The sequence below is a fragment of the Marinobacterium sp. xm-d-530 genome (genome assembly GCF_013283365.1).
GTDB lineage: Bacteria > Pseudomonadota > Gammaproteobacteria > Pseudomonadales > Balneatricaceae > Marinobacterium_E.
Window position 1 is genome coordinate 178,421 of sequence record NZ_WBYM01000001.1, and the last position, 17,565, is coordinate 195,985.

A 17,565-nucleotide genomic window follows, 5' to 3' on the forward strand; every position below is an offset into this window, starting at 1 on the left:
CCTTAATAGAGAGTATGTTTTGTTTGTTTTATGTTATGAAATAACCGTAAACACTTTATACCAACTGTTTAAAACCAGTGTCAACATTAAAAACCCAGAAAATACGGTGTTTTCAGCGAGTTTCATAAAATTGACACTTAAGTCTAGTGTGCCGTTCTTGACCCCGTAGTTAATTTTTTACCTTTAGTCTCATTGGTTAGCTCTTCAATTTCGGCATCATCCAATGGAACAGGCTGCTCTACTAATGCAACTTCCAACACCTGATCAATCCATTTAACCGGCTTAATCTCTAAATCTGCCTTAATATTATCTGGAATCTCTTTCAGATCTCGGCGATTCTCTTCTGGAATCAGCACTGTTTTAATACCACCGCGGTGCGCAGCAAGTAGCTTCTCTTTGAGACCACCGATAGGAAGAACCTGACCTCGTAGAGTAATCTCACCCGTCATGGCCACATCTGAGCGAACAGGAATCCCTGTCAACGCTGAAACAAGAGTCGTACACATACCGATACCGGCACTGGGACCATCTTTTGGTGTTGCGCCTTCAGGAACGTGGATATGAATATCCTGTTTTTCATGGAAGTTGGGTGCGATGCCTAGAGACTGAGCGCGATTCCGAACGACCGTCAAAGCGGCTTGGATCGACTCTTTCATGACATCGCCTAATGAGCCTGTCAAAACCTGACGGCCTTTACCTGGAACTACTGCACTCTCAATGGTCAGAATATCACCACCGACTTGCGTCCAAGCCAACCCTGTTACTTGACCCACCTGATGCTCATCTTCTGCACGGCCAAAGTTAAACTTCTGAACCCCAAGGTAGTGCTCAAGGTTATCACTGTTCACAAGAACGGATTTAGCGGTTGATTCACCGAGCGCAATCTCTTTAACGACTTTACGAGCGACTTTAGCCACTTCTCGTTCAAGGCCACGCACACCCGCTTCACGGGTGTAGTATCGAATCATATCGATGATCGCTGAATCATCAATCTCCAACTCTTTCACCTTAAGGCCATTCTGTTTGATCTGTTTAGGGATCAAATAGCGACGTGCGATGTTCAGCTTTTCATCCTCTGTGTAACCCGGGATGCGAATAATCTCCATACGATCCAACAATGGACCCGGAATGTTCATCGAGTTAGAGGTACAGACAAACAACACTTCAGAGAGATCATAATCCACCTCTAGGTAGTGATCATTGAAGGTGCTGTTCTGCTCAGGGTCCAGCACTTCTAGTAGAGCAGATGCAGGGTCGCCACGCTGATCCATACCCATCTTATCGATCTCATCAAGAAGGAATAGCGGGTTTTTAACACCGACTTTGGCCATCTTCTGAACTAGCTTACCTGGCATAGAGCCAATGTAGGTTCGACGGTGACCACGAATCTCGGCTTCATCTCGCACACCACCCAGCGCCATACGGATGTATTCACGATTGGTCGCTCGGGCGATAGAACGCCCTAAAGAGGTTTTACCGACGCCAGGAGGTCCGACTAAACAGAGAATTGGACCACGCAGCTGACGTACACGCTTGTGTACCGCTAGGTACTCAAGAATACGCTCTTTGACCTCATCCAAGCCAAAGTGATCTTTATCCAATACTGCTGAAGCACGCTTCATATCCAGACGAACTTTAGAGCGTTTGCTCCAAGGAATCTGTAGCATCCAATCGATGTAGCCACGAACAACGGTCGCCTCAGCGCTCATTGGTGACATCATTTTTAGCTTATTGAACTCAGCTTTAGTTTTATCCAACGCTTCTTGCGGCATACCCGCTTCATCAATGCGTTTTTCTAGCTCGTCGAGCTCTCCACCGCCATTCTCATCCAGATCACCCAGCTCCTTCTGAATCGCTTTCATCTGCTCATTCAGATAGTACTCGCGCTGACTCTTCTCCATCTGTTTCTTCACACGACCGCGAATGCGCTTTTCAACCTCGACTAGATCAATTTCAGACTCCATCAGTGACATCAAATGCTCTAAGCGAGCTTTCGCATCCAGCATTTCGAGAATGGACTGTTTTTGATCAAGCTTAAGCGACATATGAGCCGCGATCGTATCGGCCAAACGACTTGGCTCATCGATGTTATTCAACGAGGTCATGACCTCATTGGGGATCTTTTTGTTAACTTGGATGTACTTCTCGAACTGTTCCAGCGTCGAACGCTTGTAGAGCTCAGCCTCAGACTGGGCAACCTCCTCCTCTTCAAGCACTTGAAGGTGAGCCGCATAGTGCTCCGCCTCTTCAAAGAAGTCACTAATAGAAGCTCGATACTCACCTTCAACTAACACTTTTACAGTGCCGTCGGGAAGCTTAAGCATTTGCAGTATGGTCGCGACCGTGCCTGTATGAAAAAGATGATCCATCTTAGGCTCATCTTCAGAGGCACTGCGTTGTGCAACTAACAGAATCTGTTTGTCACGCTGCATCGCCTCTTCCAAAGCTTGGATCGACTTTTCGCGCCCAACAAACAGAGGGATGACCATGTGAGGGTATACAACTACGTCTCGAAGCGGGAGAACCGGTAGTTCAATTTGAACACTGCTCTGATTATTTTCCATGATGCATACCTCTATAGTGAATCTTTTACCGATCTATAAACTGACTATAAGTCATTTATGGGGATCCGTTACGAAAATGCAAGCAAGGGAGCCTACGAACAAGTCCATAATTTCTCAGCGCGATCTGAAACATTCAGATACGAGGCGGATTGAGCAATTAATGGCCGTCGTCCTTAATAAGCGATCCAACGCTGTAGATGGATGTTTCACGTCGCGCCCTACGGGGCTTACAATCAAACCCATCCTCTTCGTTGTGCTTTCTCGACTTAGCCCGCTAGGCCTTCGAAAACACGCCTTGATGCTGAATTTGATTGTAAGCCTGAGATGTCATGGACTTATTCGTAAGCTCCCTAGAACAGCCCACAAATTGAAAAACGCCTCTAATGAGGCGCTTTGGGTGTCTAGTTAACAATCTCACGTTATTTATAGTAAGCCTGTTCACGCTGGCTGTGATCTGTGACATCTCGAACTCCGACCAGACCAGGTACTTTTTCAATTAAAGTCGCCTCAACACCGTCTTTTAGGGTCATATCAACGGCACTACAACCCTGACAACCACCACCGAAACGAAGGATAGCGACAAGTCCAGCCTCCTCTTCAGAGACCTCTTCGAGCTTAACTTCGCCACCGTGTGAAGCTAGACCGGGATTAACCTCTGAGTAGAGAATGTAGTTAATCTGCTCTTCGATTGGGCTGTCGGCAGACACCTTAGGCACTTTGGCATTCGGCGCTTTAATCGTTAACTGACCGCCCATACGATCAGTAGCATAGTCAATAAACGCTTCATCAAGGTAGGGAATGCTGTTCTTCTCAATGTAGAAGCGAACCTGTTCAAGCTGCATCACCTCGTCCTCATCATTGACCTCATCAGGACGGCAGTAAGCTAGACAAGTTTCCGCATAGGTTGTGCCCGGTTGTGTCACAAACAGACGGACCGCAATGCCTTCAACGTTCTGCTTCTCTAGAAGCTCGGCAAGGTAACCTTGTGCACCTTCTGTCACTTCAATATTTAACATCAAAACTCTCCAGTAGTCGTACCGATAATGCGCTATAGGATAGCGAGTTATTAATTCCGAGTAAAACACTCAATTATTTAAACGTAACGATTTTCTCTCTCACTTGTTACAATTTGCTCATCCACCGGAGAGCACTCATGCTAGAGCACAGTCTGTTTACATCTTTCTTTCTTATTTTTACCGGCGCAGCGGTGCTAGCATCTGTTGCACTGTTTACACGCCAGCCCTTGCTTGTTGCTTATATTGTGCTTGGGGCACTGCTCGGACCTTACGGTCTTGAACTGGTCTCCGATACTAATCTACTCAGCGATATCGCTCATATCGGCATTATCTTTCTGCTGTTCTTACTGGGTTTGGATATGCAGCCTGCCCATCTGATCCATATGCTCAAGAAGGCAACACTGGTGGCGATTGCCAGTTCGGCACTGTTCTTAGGCTTAGGTTTTAGCGTGGGTAGCCTGTTTGGATTCAGTCAGGCTGAGTCAGTTATCATCGGTGCTGCAGTGATGTTCTCCAGCACGATCATAGGGATTAAGCTGCTACCCACGACCGTCCTACACCACAAACACACCGGAGAACTGGTCGTCGGTCTTCTACTGTTGCAGGACGTGATCGCCATTATTGTCCTGTTGATACTCAACTCGGGAGGTGACAGCGATCCGATGAGCAGTTTCGTCAAATCGGCCATCGCACTACCGGCATTGGGTATTTTTGCATGGGCAGGCGTTCGCTATGTCATTTTGCCCTTACTGATGAAGTTTGACCGTTTTCATGAATACATTTTCTTAGTGGCGATTGGCTGGTGTCTTGGCATGGCTGAGGCGGCAAAACTGGGTGGCCTTTCGGCCGAAATGGGTGCCTTTATCGCGGGCATTGCTCTGGCAACCAGCCCAATTTCGCAATACATCGCAACCAATCTAAAACCGTTGCGCGATTTTTTCCTAATTCTATTTTTCTTCTCAGTCGGCGCCAGCTTCAATTTAAATTTAATTGGATTAATCATAGTACCTGCGCTGATCTTAACCATCGCCGTTCTGCTATTAAAACCGGTTATTTTCCGACTGCTTTTAGGTCGAATCAGTGAATCACCTTCAATAGGCTGGGAGATAGGCTTTCGTTTGGGACAAATCTCTGAGTTTTCGTTACTGATTGCCTATCTCGCTTTTGCAGGTGGTTTAATTGGCACTGAAGCATCCCACGTTATTCAGGCCACCGCTATTTTAAGCTTTCTGTTATCGACCTACATCGTCATCTTTAACTACCCTTCACCAATCGCGGTTAAAGATTCGCTTAGAAAAGATTAACTGGCCTAAAAGCCGACATTTAAGAGTATTAAGTTCCCATGCGCAGACGCACCGTTAGATATGGCGGCCCTAAAAAGGCCCCTGCAAAAGCCACTCACTCCCTGCCAGAGAGTATTCAGATTGAATCTCTCTCTTTGGAAGGTCGGGGAGTCGCAAGAGTCGACGGCAAGGCACTGTTTATCCAGGGAGCACTACCAGGTGAAACGGTCAGTGCTACTTTGACTAAAGCAGGTAAGCGCTTTGATGAGGCGGTTGTTAATGAGATTCAAACGGGTTCAGATGCCCGTATCCAACCTAGCTGTGATTATGCTGGTGAGTGCGGTGGCTGTGATCTTCAGCATTTAGACCCTGAGCGTGCAGTAGAATTGAAGCGTGACCAGATACTCAGCACACTTAAGCGTCAATCCAATCTTGAGCCACAGATCACTGAGCCCCCTATCGTCTCGGAACAAAAACTCAACTACCGCCGCTCCGCTCGTGTCGGTATTAATCAACGTGAAAGTGGTGATTTAATCATCGGTTTTAGACGTTCTGAATCTAATAAGCTTATTGATATACCTAGCTGTCCCGTCCTGACCGATCGGTGTAACCGTTTTTTAGCCGCACTGCGCGAAAGCCTGGATGGACTGGATAAACTTAAGACATTAACGCATCTCTCTTTGAGCGATGGCGACAACTTACTGGCGGTTGAGATACGTGCTAAAAAGCGCCCATCAGACGAGATTATGGGTGCCCTAACCTCACTAGCCGTCACTGAGGGCATCAACTTACGAGTGAGTTTTAATGATCAAACCCTGACTCTGAATAGCATTGAAGAGCCGGAGTTCATCAATAGACAGCGTGATATCCGTTATCAGTTTGATACCAATGACTTTATACAGGTGAATGCTTCTGTCAACGAAGCTCTCATTGAGTGCGCAATTGAGTGGCTAAAGCCTAAGCAAGAGGATCGTCTTCTCGATCTTTTCTCAGGGCTCGGTAACTTTAGCCTACCTTTAGCAAAACTGACCAAAGAGGTGGTGGCAGTTGAGGGCGTTTCAGCTATGGTCGAACGCTCACAAGCCAATGCAGCACTCAATGTGATCGACAACTTAACATCCATCAAATCAGATCTTAGCAACGTCAATACAGAGACAGCTTGGTTGAATAGCCCGTACGATCTTATTCTTCTTGATCCGCCAAGAAGTGGTGCGGCTGACCTGATTCCTCACCTGCAAAATCTTGGAGCAAGAGCCATCCTCTACATCGCATGTGACCCAATGTCGCTGGTGCGCGACAGTAAAACACTGTCTGATATTGGCTTTTCAATGACGCGATTCACAGTCGCTGATATGTTCCCGCAGACTCATCACGTCGAATCAATTGCACTGTTTGAGCCGACACCATGATCCAGTGTCACTATGAAGATCAGGATATGCTGATCTTAGAAAAACCGGCTGAAATGCTCTCTGTCCCCGGACGAGGAGAGGATAAGCAAGACTGCTTATGGAGTCGTGCCGTTGAACAGTGGCCTGATGCGTTGATCGTGCATCGTCTCGACTGTTCAACGTCAGGGCTGATGGTGCTTGCTCGCTCAAAAATGACTCATCGCGAGCTCAGCATACAGTTTCAAAATCGTATTCCATTCAAACGATACGCCGCCCTAGTCAGCGGCGAAATGAGTCAAGCTGATGGCTGGGTTGAACAACCCCTTCGTTGTGACTGGGATCGCCGTCCCCTTCAGATCATTGATCACGAACAGGGAAAGCATGCGCTCACCTTCTACCGTAACCGAGGCCTGGAGCTAATCAATGGGCACACAGCCACTCGATTATCACTCTACCCGATTACTGGGCGTTCCCATCAGCTTAGAGTCCACTGCCAATACCTGGGTCAGCCAATATTAGGCGACAACCTATATGCTGAAGGGGAAGCGTTGACCTGTTCAGATAGACTGATGCTCCACGCTGACCTACTTGAGCTTCACCACCCTATTTCTGGAGAACGCCTGAGCTTTTCATCCCCCGCTCCCTTCTAAAGACAAAAAAGCCGGCATATTAAGCCGGCTTCTTGATGCGTTTTGATTGGAATTAAAAAGTAATTCCAAGACGGCGACCCACCTCTTCATAGGCTTCGATGACACCACCCAGCCCCTGACGGAAGCGGTCTTTATCCATCTTTTCACGGGTCTCTTTATCCCACAGACGACAGCCATCTGGAGAGAACTCATCACCTAATAACACTTCACCATTGAAGACGCCAAACTCAAGTTTGTAATCCACCAGTAACATACCAGCATCATCAAACATCTTCTTCAACACATCGTTAACTTTGAAGGTCAGTTCTTTTGCTGTGGCTAGATGAGCAGGCTCAGCCCAACCAAAGGTCTCAACAAGAGACTCATTGACCATCGGGTCACCCAACGCGTCGTTCTTAAGAAATAGTTCAAAGGTCGGCGGATTCAGCTCCAGCCCCTCTTCGACGCCGATACGGCGACAAAGCGAACCCGCTGAGATATTACGAACAACACACTCAACAGGCATCATGTCGAGTCGTTTTACCACAGATTCGTTATCAGACTGCAGCTCAACGAAATGAGTAGGTATACCCGCATTCGCAAGAGCCGTCATAATAAAAGCGTTGAACTTATTATTGACCATACCTTTACGATCAAGCTGTTCCATCTTTTTGCCATCAAACGCCGAGGTATCGTCTCTGAACTCCATGATCATTAGATCTGGGTTATCAGTCGTAAATACCGATTTCGCTTTACCGGCATATAGCTCTTCACGCTTTTCCATTCAAAACTCCAAGGTAACCATCGATGCTGATGGTTTGAAACTTACAAAGACAGGTTATCCTTAACTGTCCACAAAAATTCTTCAGCACTTTCAGAGCTAACTGGCTCACCCTTGTCATTATGAACAGAGAGGATCACCCCAGTTCTGGCGCGATTAAAGCGAACCTGAAAACGCTTATACAGCTCTAAATCACCAGATTCAGAGTTAACTCGCTTCTGATTATCTTGACCAAAAACGTATACAACGCGCTTACCTACCCACACTTTAAAACCATCCATTGCCTGCAGCTCTTCTTGAGTAGCCTTGGCCCCTTTGACGATGGCATCTGGATCACTTGAGTAAACAACGTCTTTATCAATAGGATCTTCAACAGAGTTAGGATTCACTAGATCAAGTGTAATAGGCCCAGATTCTCGGTTTTTCAGCCAATCTAAGAAGCCACTGTACTCTTGCTCTTTTAATGTACTCTTAAAGGTAAGATAAATTGCTCCAGACTCTTTATCTCGGGTCCCGACATCCACACCCGCTCTATCAAGAGCATCATTTACCATAACCCAGGCTTCGTCAGCAGAGGCCCTAATATTGAGAAGTGGCTGATTTCTTGAATCCTTGCCCATCTGAGCAGTAGGCCCAGAACCAACTTGGAAGCGAGAAAGCGTAGGCGCGGTAGAAGCTACATCCCCCTTACCCAAATAGTTCAACATGGCAAACATAATCTCGTTGGAGTACGCCAACTCAGTCGCATCACTGCTCCAATCGAGCTCACTCTTATCAGCACTCAATGCAATCTGAGCATGCTCCATGCTGATGGCTGTTCTCTCGGTGTTATCAGGGTCAGGACGCAAACGCACTCGCAGTTTGTTGAGTGAGGGCTCATTTGCTTCAGAGTTAAACTTAACGGTATTCAATAGACGCTGAAAGTAGTTAAGATCCTCGCCTGCAACCTCTATCCACTCAGATTCCATCACGCCCGTTTTTGGGTCTGCAATGGCCAGGTTGATGTTGGCATCCTGCCAGAATGGCTTTAGTTCAACCCACACCTGGTCAATCGGCTCATCGACCAGAATGACACGCTCACCTTCAAGTGGTCGAATCGATGCACGATCATTGCCATCAACGGCAAAAAAGAACTCTGGGCGAGGCGCTTCTGGAACCAGTTCGTTTGATACGACTTCTGATTCATTTATCTCAGGAACCTGAAGTAGATCTTCAGTGCTCTTGGCATTGATACCCTCAGGGATGACAAGACGTTTACCCGGCTGTGCAAGAGCGTACTCTTGACCGCGATCACGGATAACACCCTTCTCGCCGTATATCGGGTTCGACTTGATTGCATCCTGCATCGTACAACCCGATACAACCAACGTTCCACACAGCATCCAAAAGCGAGCGTTCATAGTAGGGACCTTAAATCAAACCTGTCTGTTTCAGCGCAGCAACAACCGTTGGGCGATTCTCTTCAGATAGCGGCGTCAAAGGCAGACGAATCCCCTGACCAATCAAACCCATCTCATACATGGCCCATTTCACTGGAATAGGGTTGGATTCAACAAATAGATCTTTATGCAGCGGCATCAGCTTCTGCTGTAGTGCTCGAGCTTCGTCGAACTTTTTATCCAAGCCGAGCTGGCATAACTCGGCCATCGCCTTAGGCGCTGCGTTAGCGGTAACAGAGATATTCCCGTGACCGCCAGCAAGAATGAGCTCGATCGCGGTGGCATCATCGCCTGAGTAGATTGCGAAGTCGGCTGGTGCGTTATCGATCAGGTATTGAGCACGCTCGATATCACCGGTCGCCTCTTTGATTCCGACGATATTTTTCACCTCAGCCAGACGAAGCGTTGTCTCTGGCAACATATCACAGGCCGTACGACCGGGAACATTGTAGAGAATCTGAGGGATATCAACGGCTTCAGCAACCGCTTTGTAGTGTTGGTAGAGACCTTCTTGAGTCGGTTTGTTGTAGTAAGGGGTCACCAAAAGACAGGCATCAGCACCCGCATCTTTGGCACCGCGAGTCATCTCAATCGCTTCACGAGTAGAGTTAGCGCCTGTACCGGCAATGACCGGCATTTTGCCTTTACAACGCTCAACAACGCGAGCCACCACCTCTAGGTGCTCATCATAATCCAGTGTCGCAGACTCTCCAGAGGTACCCACAGCAACAATTGAGGCTGTACCCTGTTCGATGTGCATATCGACAATGCGATCTAAAGCCTGCCAATCAATATCACCGTTATCGTGCATCGGCGTTACCAGCGCAACGAGGCTGCCAAGAATCATATATTTCACCTTATTATGGCTCGGTTGCTGATCTCTAAGGCGTTATCCTTTTAATGATCAGCAAGAATACTATTTAGCCGACCATTTTAAACGATTTCCGGGTAACATTCGTAGAGGCACAGTAACTTTTTATTGCATTACTAGGAGATAAAGATGGTTGAAGTCGGTCAAACAGCTCCGGACTTTGAAGCAAAGGACCAGAATGGAGAGACAATCACGCTAAGTCAGTACAAGGGTAAAAAGGTTGTTCTCTACTTCTACCCTCGTGACAACACGCCTGGCTGTACCGCTCAAGCTTGCGACCTGCGAGATAATATTGAGCGATTGGCGGACAATGGCTATCAAGTGATCGGTGTGAGCACAGATTCAGAGGCCAAGCATCGTAACTTCATCGAAAAGTATGATCTTCCCTTTCCACTTATTGCCGATACTGACAATGCTGTTCATGAACTCTACGGAACCTGGCAGCTGAAAAAGAATTACGGCAAAGAGTACATGGGTACGGTCAGAACCACCTTCATCATCGATGAGCAGGGCAAGGTTTCTGATGTAATTGCCAAAGTCAAAACCAAAGAGCACACCGCTCAGATATTGGGCGACTGATCGATACGATAAGGGGTGCCTCAGCACCCCTTCTTTTTAAAATTGACGATCCAACTTACCCTGCATCAGATGGTGGCAGTTCATCCGCTGTAGGCCAGGCTGAGACAATCGACTTAACCAGAGTCGCCAGTGGGATAGCAAAGAAAACACCCCAGAACCCCCATAGCGTTCCAAATACCAGTACAGCCACAATGATAGAGACTGGGTGCAAATTAACCGCTTCGGAAAAGAGCAAGGGTACAATCACGTTACCATCGATCGCCTGAATGATCGTATAGGCAAGCATTAGGTAGAGAAACTGATCGCTCCAGCCCCATTGAAAGAAGGCAATCAGCGCCACTGGGACAGTCACCACCGCAGCACCGATATAAGGAATCAACACCGACAGACCAACCAACAAACCAAGTAGCGCAGCATAGTTGATACCCAGCAGTGCAAAAGAGATAAAGGTAGCGACACCAACGATTAAAATTTCAATCGCCTTACCGCGGATATAGTTAGCCAACTGAGAGTCCATCTCGTTCCAGACCTGATCCATCATCTCCCGCTTCTTAGGCAGAAATGCAGTCCAACCAGCGATCAAACGATCACCGTCCAACAGGAAGAAGAGCACCAGAATAGGCACCAAAACGAAGTAGATCAGCGCGGTTAACACACCCGTTAGAGAGCTTAACGAGAAGCTAAGTAGCCACTGCCCTAACTGACTCAGCTCAGCGGCAGCGGTGCCGATAAGGTTGCGAATCTGTTCAGCAGAGACCAATTCAGGGTAGTTCTGAGGGAGCAGCATCAATACCTGCTGCAACTTCGTCACCATGCCGGGCAGCTCATTGAACAGGTTAACCAACTGCGTCCAAACTGCAGGGAGAATGAACAGGAACATTGCTACAACAAAACCGGTGAAGGCGATAAACATCGTTGCAACAGCACTTTTGTGACCCAAGCCAATGCTTTTCAATCGATTGACACCGCCCTGCATCATGAAAGCAAGAATGAGCCCGGCAAAGACCGGAATCAGCGCACCACCTAAGTGCCAAATCACCAAACCAGAGACAAACAGCAATAAAAACAGCAACAGCGCCTCCTCATTTGAGAAGTAACGTTGTACCCATTTACTAAAAATCTTTTGCATCGCTCAATTAACCTCTGCGAAGAAGGTGAATATAGGTTTGGTTGTTCTCTGTCGTGGAGATCAACTCATGATTCGACAGATCAGCATAAGCTTTAAAGTCACGTACAGAACCCGCATCCGTCGCAATCACCTCAAGCACCTGCCCTACTTCAAGGGTGTTCAGCGCCTGTTTTGCTTTCAATAACGGCAGCGGACAAGCTAAACCCGACGCGTCGACTCTTTTATCAATGTAAATCTCTGTCATACTAAAGTCAGTGTAAAAAGCGAATCTATCGGCGCAATGTAACTGATATGCAGAACAAAGGCTATGCTACCTCTGATGCGAACCCCTTTAATCATTCTACTATCCGGCCTTATCGGCTTGAGCGTGCAAGGCTCAGAGAAGCTGCCCTCCCTAGCAGGCAGCACCAACTCGAGCTATCAGCTTGAGCAGGAGAGAGCACTTGGCCAGGCCTGGATGCGCATGATGAAAGCCCAAGCCCAGCTTTTGGACGATCCCATCGTCGAAAACTACCTCAAAGATCGACTCTGGTACCTATCTCCCTTTTCTGAGCTACAAGATAAGCGGTTAGATCTATTGGTCATCGACCAACAGGAGGTTAATGCCTTTGCCGCACCGGGCGGCATCATTGGCATCAATGCGGGTCTGCTGCTAGCAACAGAGACAGAAGATCAATTAATGTCGGTGATCGCTCACGAGCTTGCCCACTTAAGTCAGCGTCACTTTGCACAACAACAGGCGGCCAGCGAGAAGCGACAACCACTAGTATTAGCTGGCATCGTCGGCAGTATTTTACTCTCTAGCATCAACCCCAACGCAGGAGCAACCGCACTTCAAGGCACTATTGGAGCTTCAGAAAATGCAAGACTTAGCTTCAGTAGACAAAATGAGCTCGATGCAGACCAAGCAGGTATGCGCACGCTGGTTGCCGCAGGGTATGACCCTCAAGCGATGCCACAGATGTTTGCACAGCTAGCGCAAGCCAATCGTTTTTCGGGCAGCGCTGTACCCGAGTTTTTACGAACCCACCCAGTGACTGAATCGAGAATCGCTGATTCCACTAACCGTGCCATGAATTTACCGAGCGCAAGCACAGAGAATCGTGACCACCAAAACTTTATGATTGCCAAATCGAGAGTGGCTGTTAAGTATGGCGCTGAAAATCAGCTACTTAACAACTCAGAATTAGATGAGTCAGCCAAGCATTTTACTCACTACTTAAAAGCGCTCTCTGTGAATAACAACGAGGAAGCGCAAAACCACTGGGAGGCACTCTCCAAAAGCTGGCAACAACACCCTTGGGTGCAACTCAGTCGTTTAACTCAACTCTCTCTCAGCGGGCAAGCGACTGGACAGTTAATGGATGAGCTAACGGACCTCTACCCTAATGACCTTGCCGTGCAAGCGGCACTGGCCAAGACCTATAGAGAGCAGGGAAACGTCTCACAAGCGATCAGCCTCTACAGAAAACTGCTTAGAGATCACCCCAACAATACACTGTTTTTATACCATCTCGCCGAGCTCTATGGCTTGATCAATGATATAGAGCAGCTTCACCGTACCCGAATTGAGTTCTTTTTTCAGCGAGCTGAAATTGATCTAGCGCTCAGGCAGGTAGAGTTTGCCCGCAGGGATGCTAGGAACAATAGGATTCAACTGGGTTGGCTCGAACAGAGGGAGAGAGAGATTCGATCAGACCAACTGAGGTTTGATGAACTGTTTAAATAAAGATTGAAGTGAGCAACTGAGAAAGTCACTCACTCAATTAGAGATTAGCGGGCTTGAAAGCTCAACATTCTCTCAAGTGGGCGAAGCGCACGTTGACGAAGTTCTGGATCGACAAAGACCTCTTCACGGCCATGACGCAGTCCATCCAAAATATTTTCAAGGCCGTTCATTGCCATCCAGGGACAGTGTGCGCAACTTCGACAGGTTGCACCAGAACCTCCGGTGGGTGCTTCAATAAAGGTTTTGCCTGGAGCAGCCTGCTGCATCTTAAAGAAGATGCCTCGATCGGTTGCTACAATGAACCTATCGTTTGGTAGATCATGAGCCGCTTTAATTAGCTGACTGGTGGAGCCTACTGCATCGGCAAGCTCAACAACAGAGGCGGGCGATTCTGGGTGAACAAGCACCGCAGCGTCCGGGTAGACCGCTTTAAGATCCAACAACCCTTTCGCTTTAAACTCTTCGTGAACAATACACGAGCCATCCCACAACAGCATCTCAGCGCCCGTTTGATTCTCGATGTAACTGCCTAGGTGCTTATCAGGACCCCAGATGATCTTTTTATCCTGATCAACCAGATGTTCAACGACTTGCAGTGCGATACTCGATGTCACCACCCAGTCCGCTCTCGCCTTCACTTCGGCAGAGGTGTTCGCATAAACGACTACTTCATGATCAGGATGTGCATCACAAAACGCACTAAAGTCATCGATAGGACAACCGATATCAAGTGAACAGGTTGCCTCCAAAGTAGGCATCAAGATGCGCTTATCCGGGCTAAGAATCTTAGACGTCTCACCCATAAATTTTACACCAGCGACCACAAGAGTAGATGCCGAGTGATTAGCACCAAAACGCGCCATCTCAAGCGAATCAGCAACACAACCACCGGTCTTCTCTGCCAGTGCTTGAACCAGAGGATCAGTGTAATAGTGAGCGACCAAGCATGCATCGCGCTCTTTCAGTTCAACCGCTATCTGCTCTTCAAGATCAGCGACTTGAGCAGGCGTAAGATCACTGGGCAGATGCTCTTGAGCAAAATGCTCTTGCACCATAATACGTTGATCAAGATCTGCTTTTGTTTGCATACCAACCTCAAAAAGTGACGTATAAAGCAACGTCGTAACGAGTCAATTAGTTAAGAGTTAGACTGGGATATAACGTGTCGGATCCGAAACACCCGCATCATCAAAGCCTTTAGCTCGTAGGCGGCAACTGTCACAGCGACCACAAGCCCGGCCATCATCGTCTGATTGATAGCAGGAGACAGTCAAAGCGTAGTCCAGACCCAAACGATGACCGGCTTGAATGATCTCTGCTTTAGTAAGATCAATCAAAGGTGTCTCAATTTTGAATGGCTCACCCGTGACGCCGTTTCTAGTCGCTAGGTTTGCCATCTCTTCGTAGGCCTTAATAAACTCTGGACGGCAATCAGGGTAGCCCGAATAGTCCACAGCATTAACACCTATAAAGATCGCATCCGCATGCAAAACTTCCGCCCAGGCCAGCGCCATAGAGAGGAAGATCGTATTACGAGCAGGCACATAGGTGATAGGAACGCCCTCGGTTTCACCCTCAGGCACCTCAATCGAACTATCGGTCAGGGCAGAGCCACCGAACTGAGCAAGATCAAGTGAAAATACGCGATGCTCTTTTGCACCAACAGAGGCACAAACCGCTTTGGCGGCATTCAACTCAGTCAAAGCGCGCTGCCCATAGTCAAAGCTTAGCGCGTAACACTCATACCCTTGATCAGCAGCAATCGCCAATACCGTAGCAGAGTCAAGGCCGCCTGATAGCAGAACGACCGCACGTTTCGTCTTTTGATTCATAGTTATGAGCGAGGCTTGTAGTTACGAGCTAGACCTGCAGCTGAGCTTTTCGGATACTCATCAAGCAGTTGTTTAAAACTGCTCTGTTGCGCAGCAGAATCACCTAAACGATCCTGCACAACACCCAGTTTATAGAGTGCATCTGGGCGCTTACGATGGCCAACAAACTGAGAAACCACCGTTTCAAATGCGACTTTCGCTGAGTCTAGTTGCTGCTGAGCAAGCTTCACTTCGCCAATCCAGTAGTAGGCATTCGCTAGGTTATCACTGCTAGGATAGGTCTGAATAAACTGTTCAAAGGCTTGAACTGACTCATCAAACTTACGTTCACGAACCAGTGTGAACGCTTGCTGGTAAGCCACTCGATCACTGACTGTAGGTTCAGCAGGGGCTACAGGTGCTTCCGCCTCAACAGGAGAACCAGCAACGGTCTTCTCGACTGGCTGTGTCGCAGCAGCACTACTTGAAACGGGTGCATTTGTTTCGGAAGCAGCCCGATTCTCACCAAGAGCCACACTTGGAGACGCTGTCTCAACAACAGGGTTAGTAGTAACTGGGTCAGCAGCAACAGGAGCCGGCGCAGCAAGCGGGTCAGCTTGTTGAAGCACTAAAGAGCTTAGGCGGCGATCCATATCACGGTAACGATCCAACTGCTCTTTTTCGAGCTTTTGTAAACGATACTGCTGTGTCTCAATCTCACCACGCAACTGGCGAACCTCAGCCTGCAGCTGCTGCAGAAGAAGAACCAATTCGCTGTTAGCTGATTGAGAATGTTGTGCTGCAGAAACAGAACTGCTGGCAATAGTGCCAGCAGTCAGTAGAGCAATAAATAGACGCAATTTCATTAGCGGCTAGTGTAGCTCAGTTCTACACGACGGTTTAGCGCCCACTCAGCTTCAGTGTGACCAAGCATAGCTGGCTTCTCTTCACCGTAAGAGATAGTTTCGATCTGGTTGCTACCAGCACCGTTAACCATCAAAAGGCGAGCAACAGCGTTAGCGCGCTGTTCACCCAGCGCGATGTTGTACTCACGAGTACCACGCTCATCAGCGTGACCTTCTAAACGTACAGTCGCGCCTGGGTTGTTCGATAGGTACTTAGCATGCGCTTCAAGATCAGAGAAACCTTCCTGTTTAACAACAGCCTGATCGAAGTCGAAATAGAAAACGGTGCGCAGTTTAGCAACTTCAGCAAAAGAGCCAGCAGTCACATTGCTGCCGTCAGCGCCCTGAGCAGTTGCTGCGTTGTTGGTAGCTGCACCATCTGCACCGCCATCCGTTGTTGTGCTAGTTGAACTACAACCTGCAACCAGCGCTACGGCTGCTGCAAGTGCTGCTACACGAGTCATTGCGATTGCGCGCATCGTCAATCTCCTAAAATAAAATTTTTATTGGTCCTATTGGATAATGCTTAAACTATAGGCTGAGCTAAAGGATTTCAAGCGACTATCTAAAAAAACTTAAGAAACCTGCTCAATACCGACCAGAGTCCAGTTTCCAGAGTCTAAATCTGCGTCTCGACTGAGATGCCAAGCTTCAGCAAATGGAGTGCTGACGGCTGAACCATTTTCGCGAATCTCACCTTCAAAATAGAGACTAACAATGTGCTCACCCAAAAGGGTTTGGAAGTTAGCCAACTCAACATCAACTGACAAAACCTCAGTTAATTGGTTTTCTGGTAAAACCATTCGATTCGTTTTAAGCGACTGCAATAGCTCGGGAGAGGTGTAAGAGGCGATCTCCTGCCAATCTTGACGATCCCATGCACTCTGCAAATTTTTGAAATGATCCTTAGCGCCGGCCAGGAAAGCGTTTTCATCAAACCACTCAGGCGTATCAATCTTGGCGAACGTCGCGCTCATACCTGAAGCGTTTGAAGCACCACCCAATCCCTGTTCAGCATTTCTAGCGATGGGTACTTCATTCGGGGCGTATCCTCCCTGAGAAGCGCCTGCATAAGCAGCCCTTCTTTGCGACCCGAACAGTTTAAACAGCATAAAGATGACCAAACCAATCAACAGCATATCCATCAGTTGGATACCCTCAAAGGCGCCACCGAAAAAGAGAGCTCCCAGAATACCGCCGGCCAATAGTCCACCCATTAAACCACCCATACCCGCTTTACCGCCTGCCGTTGAGGTCGGCGCCGTTTTTGATCCGGTTTGAGAAGGGGCAACCTGTTTGGTCGGAGCCGGAGCGGCCTTCTTAGGCATGGAGTAGCTTTTGCCCAAGCTAAAACCGCCACCAAAACGTTTAGCCTCCGCTTGATGGGGGATAGCTGCCACCAAACAAAATGCAAACAGGAGCGTAAAGAGTTGTTTCATTA

At 48.0% G+C, this 17,565-nt stretch carries 17 protein-coding genes; 5 read left to right on the forward strand and 12 right to left on the reverse strand.

The genetic code is table 11. The features are described 5' to 3' along the window. Positions 1 to 143 precede the first annotated feature (143 nt). Positions 144 to 2,564 carry an endopeptidase La gene (gene lon, locus XMD530_RS00975; RefSeq protein ID WP_173506573.1) on the reverse strand — a complete coding sequence of 807 codons (2,421 nt, stop codon included), beginning with the start codon at positions 2,562 to 2,564 and terminating at the stop codon, positions 144 to 146. A gap of 419 nt (positions 2,565 to 2,983) precedes the next feature. Beyond that, positions 2,984 to 3,580: a Fe-S biogenesis protein NfuA gene (nfuA, locus tag XMD530_RS00980; RefSeq protein ID WP_173480448.1), complete on the reverse strand. Its 597-nt coding sequence runs from the start codon at positions 3,578 to 3,580 to the stop codon at positions 2,984 to 2,986. A gap of 137 nt (positions 3,581 to 3,717) precedes the next feature. On the opposite strand from nfuA, the gene XMD530_RS00985 reads away from it, so the two are divergent. From XMD530_RS00985 to XMD530_RS00995, 3 genes are read left to right on the forward strand one after another with little or no spacing between them, the layout of a single operon-like run. Beyond that, complete coding sequence (locus tag XMD530_RS00985; RefSeq protein ID WP_173488540.1) at positions 3,718 to 4,884, forward strand: cation:proton antiporter; 1,167 nt, start codon at positions 3,718 to 3,720, stop codon at positions 4,882 to 4,884. A 38-nt stretch (positions 4,885 to 4,922) separates the two neighbouring features. Next, complete coding sequence (rlmD, locus tag XMD530_RS00990) at positions 4,923 to 6,272, forward strand: 23S rRNA (uracil(1939)-C(5))-methyltransferase RlmD (protein WP_173506574.1); 1,350 nt, start codon at positions 4,923 to 4,925, stop codon at positions 6,270 to 6,272. Positions 6,273 to 6,298: 26 nt separating this feature from the next. Continuing rightward, positions 6,299 to 6,901, forward strand: coding sequence for an RluA family pseudouridine synthase (locus tag XMD530_RS00995; protein ID WP_254446080.1), 603 nt, complete (start codon positions 6,299 to 6,301; stop codon positions 6,899 to 6,901). 52 nt (positions 6,902 to 6,953) lie between these two features. On the opposite strand, the gene purC is transcribed toward XMD530_RS00995, so the two are convergent. From purC to dapA, 3 genes are read right to left on the reverse strand one after another with little or no spacing between them, the layout of a single operon-like run. Continuing rightward, entirely contained in the window at positions 6,954 to 7,664 is a 711-nt protein-coding gene (gene purC, locus XMD530_RS01000; protein WP_173480444.1) for a phosphoribosylaminoimidazolesuccinocarboxamide synthase, read from the reverse strand. Between the two features lie 41 nt (positions 7,665 to 7,705). After that, positions 7,706 to 9,061 carry an outer membrane protein assembly factor BamC gene (gene bamC / locus XMD530_RS01005; protein ID WP_173494711.1) on the reverse strand — a complete coding sequence of 452 codons (1,356 nt, stop codon included), beginning with the start codon at positions 9,059 to 9,061 and terminating at the stop codon, positions 7,706 to 7,708. Positions 9,062 to 9,071: 10 nt separating this feature from the next. Further along, positions 9,072 to 9,947: a 4-hydroxy-tetrahydrodipicolinate synthase gene (gene dapA / locus XMD530_RS01010; RefSeq protein ID WP_173483887.1), complete on the reverse strand. Its 876-nt coding sequence runs from the start codon at positions 9,945 to 9,947 to the stop codon at positions 9,072 to 9,074. Positions 9,948 to 10,100: 153 nt separating this feature from the next. On the opposite strand from dapA, the gene bcp reads away from it, so the two are divergent. Beyond that, positions 10,101 to 10,550 carry a thioredoxin-dependent thiol peroxidase gene (bcp, locus tag XMD530_RS01015; protein ID WP_173480441.1) on the forward strand — a complete coding sequence of 150 codons (450 nt, stop codon included), beginning with the start codon at positions 10,101 to 10,103 and terminating at the stop codon, positions 10,548 to 10,550. A gap of 55 nt (positions 10,551 to 10,605) precedes the next feature. Here bcp and XMD530_RS01020 read toward each other — a convergent pair whose 3' ends face one another. Together XMD530_RS01020 and XMD530_RS01025 are read right to left on the reverse strand one after the other, a co-directional pair. Then, a complete protein-coding gene (locus XMD530_RS01020; RefSeq protein ID WP_173480440.1) occupies positions 10,606 to 11,679 on the reverse strand; it encodes an AI-2E family transporter in 1,074 nt (357 codons plus the stop codon). 7 nt (positions 11,680 to 11,686) lie between these two features. Further along, positions 11,687 to 11,923, reverse strand: coding sequence for a sulfurtransferase TusA family protein (locus XMD530_RS01025; protein WP_173506575.1), 237 nt, complete (start codon positions 11,921 to 11,923; stop codon positions 11,687 to 11,689). A 75-nt stretch (positions 11,924 to 11,998) separates the two neighbouring features. Here XMD530_RS01025 and XMD530_RS01030 point away from each other — a divergent pair, with 75 nt between their 5' ends. After that, positions 11,999 to 13,408, forward strand: coding sequence for a M48 family metalloprotease (locus XMD530_RS01030; RefSeq protein ID WP_173506576.1), 1,410 nt, complete (start codon positions 11,999 to 12,001; stop codon positions 13,406 to 13,408). A gap of 44 nt (positions 13,409 to 13,452) precedes the next feature. Here the strand turns inward: XMD530_RS01030 and nadA are convergent, their stop codons facing one another. The 5 genes from nadA to XMD530_RS01055 all read right to left on the reverse strand — a co-directional run bounded on the left by nadA (position 13,453) and on the right by XMD530_RS01055 (position 17,563). Then, positions 13,453 to 14,496, reverse strand: a complete 1,044-nt coding sequence (gene nadA, locus XMD530_RS01035; RefSeq protein WP_173506577.1) for a quinolinate synthase NadA — start codon at positions 14,494 to 14,496, stop codon at positions 13,453 to 13,455. Positions 14,497 to 14,553: 57 nt separating this feature from the next. Beyond that, the gene (queC, locus tag XMD530_RS01040; protein WP_173488535.1) at positions 14,554 to 15,240 is read right to left on the reverse strand and encodes a 7-cyano-7-deazaguanine synthase QueC; all 687 of its coding nucleotides are present in this window, start codon (positions 15,238 to 15,240) and stop codon (positions 14,554 to 14,556) included. Positions 15,241 to 15,242: 2 nt separating this feature from the next. Then, complete coding sequence (ybgF, locus tag XMD530_RS01045; RefSeq protein WP_173506578.1) at positions 15,243 to 16,085, reverse strand: tol-pal system protein YbgF; 843 nt, start codon at positions 16,083 to 16,085, stop codon at positions 15,243 to 15,245. After that, positions 16,085 to 16,603, reverse strand: coding sequence for a peptidoglycan-associated lipoprotein Pal (gene pal / locus XMD530_RS01050; RefSeq protein WP_173506579.1), 519 nt, complete (start codon positions 16,601 to 16,603; stop codon positions 16,085 to 16,087). Before pal ends, ybgF begins: the two co-directional genes overlap by 1 nt. Positions 16,604 to 16,699: 96 nt before the next feature. Beyond that, complete coding sequence (locus tag XMD530_RS01055; protein WP_173483883.1) at positions 16,700 to 17,563, reverse strand: Tim44 domain-containing protein; 864 nt, start codon at positions 17,561 to 17,563, stop codon at positions 16,700 to 16,702. Positions 17,564 to 17,565 lie beyond the last annotated feature (2 nt).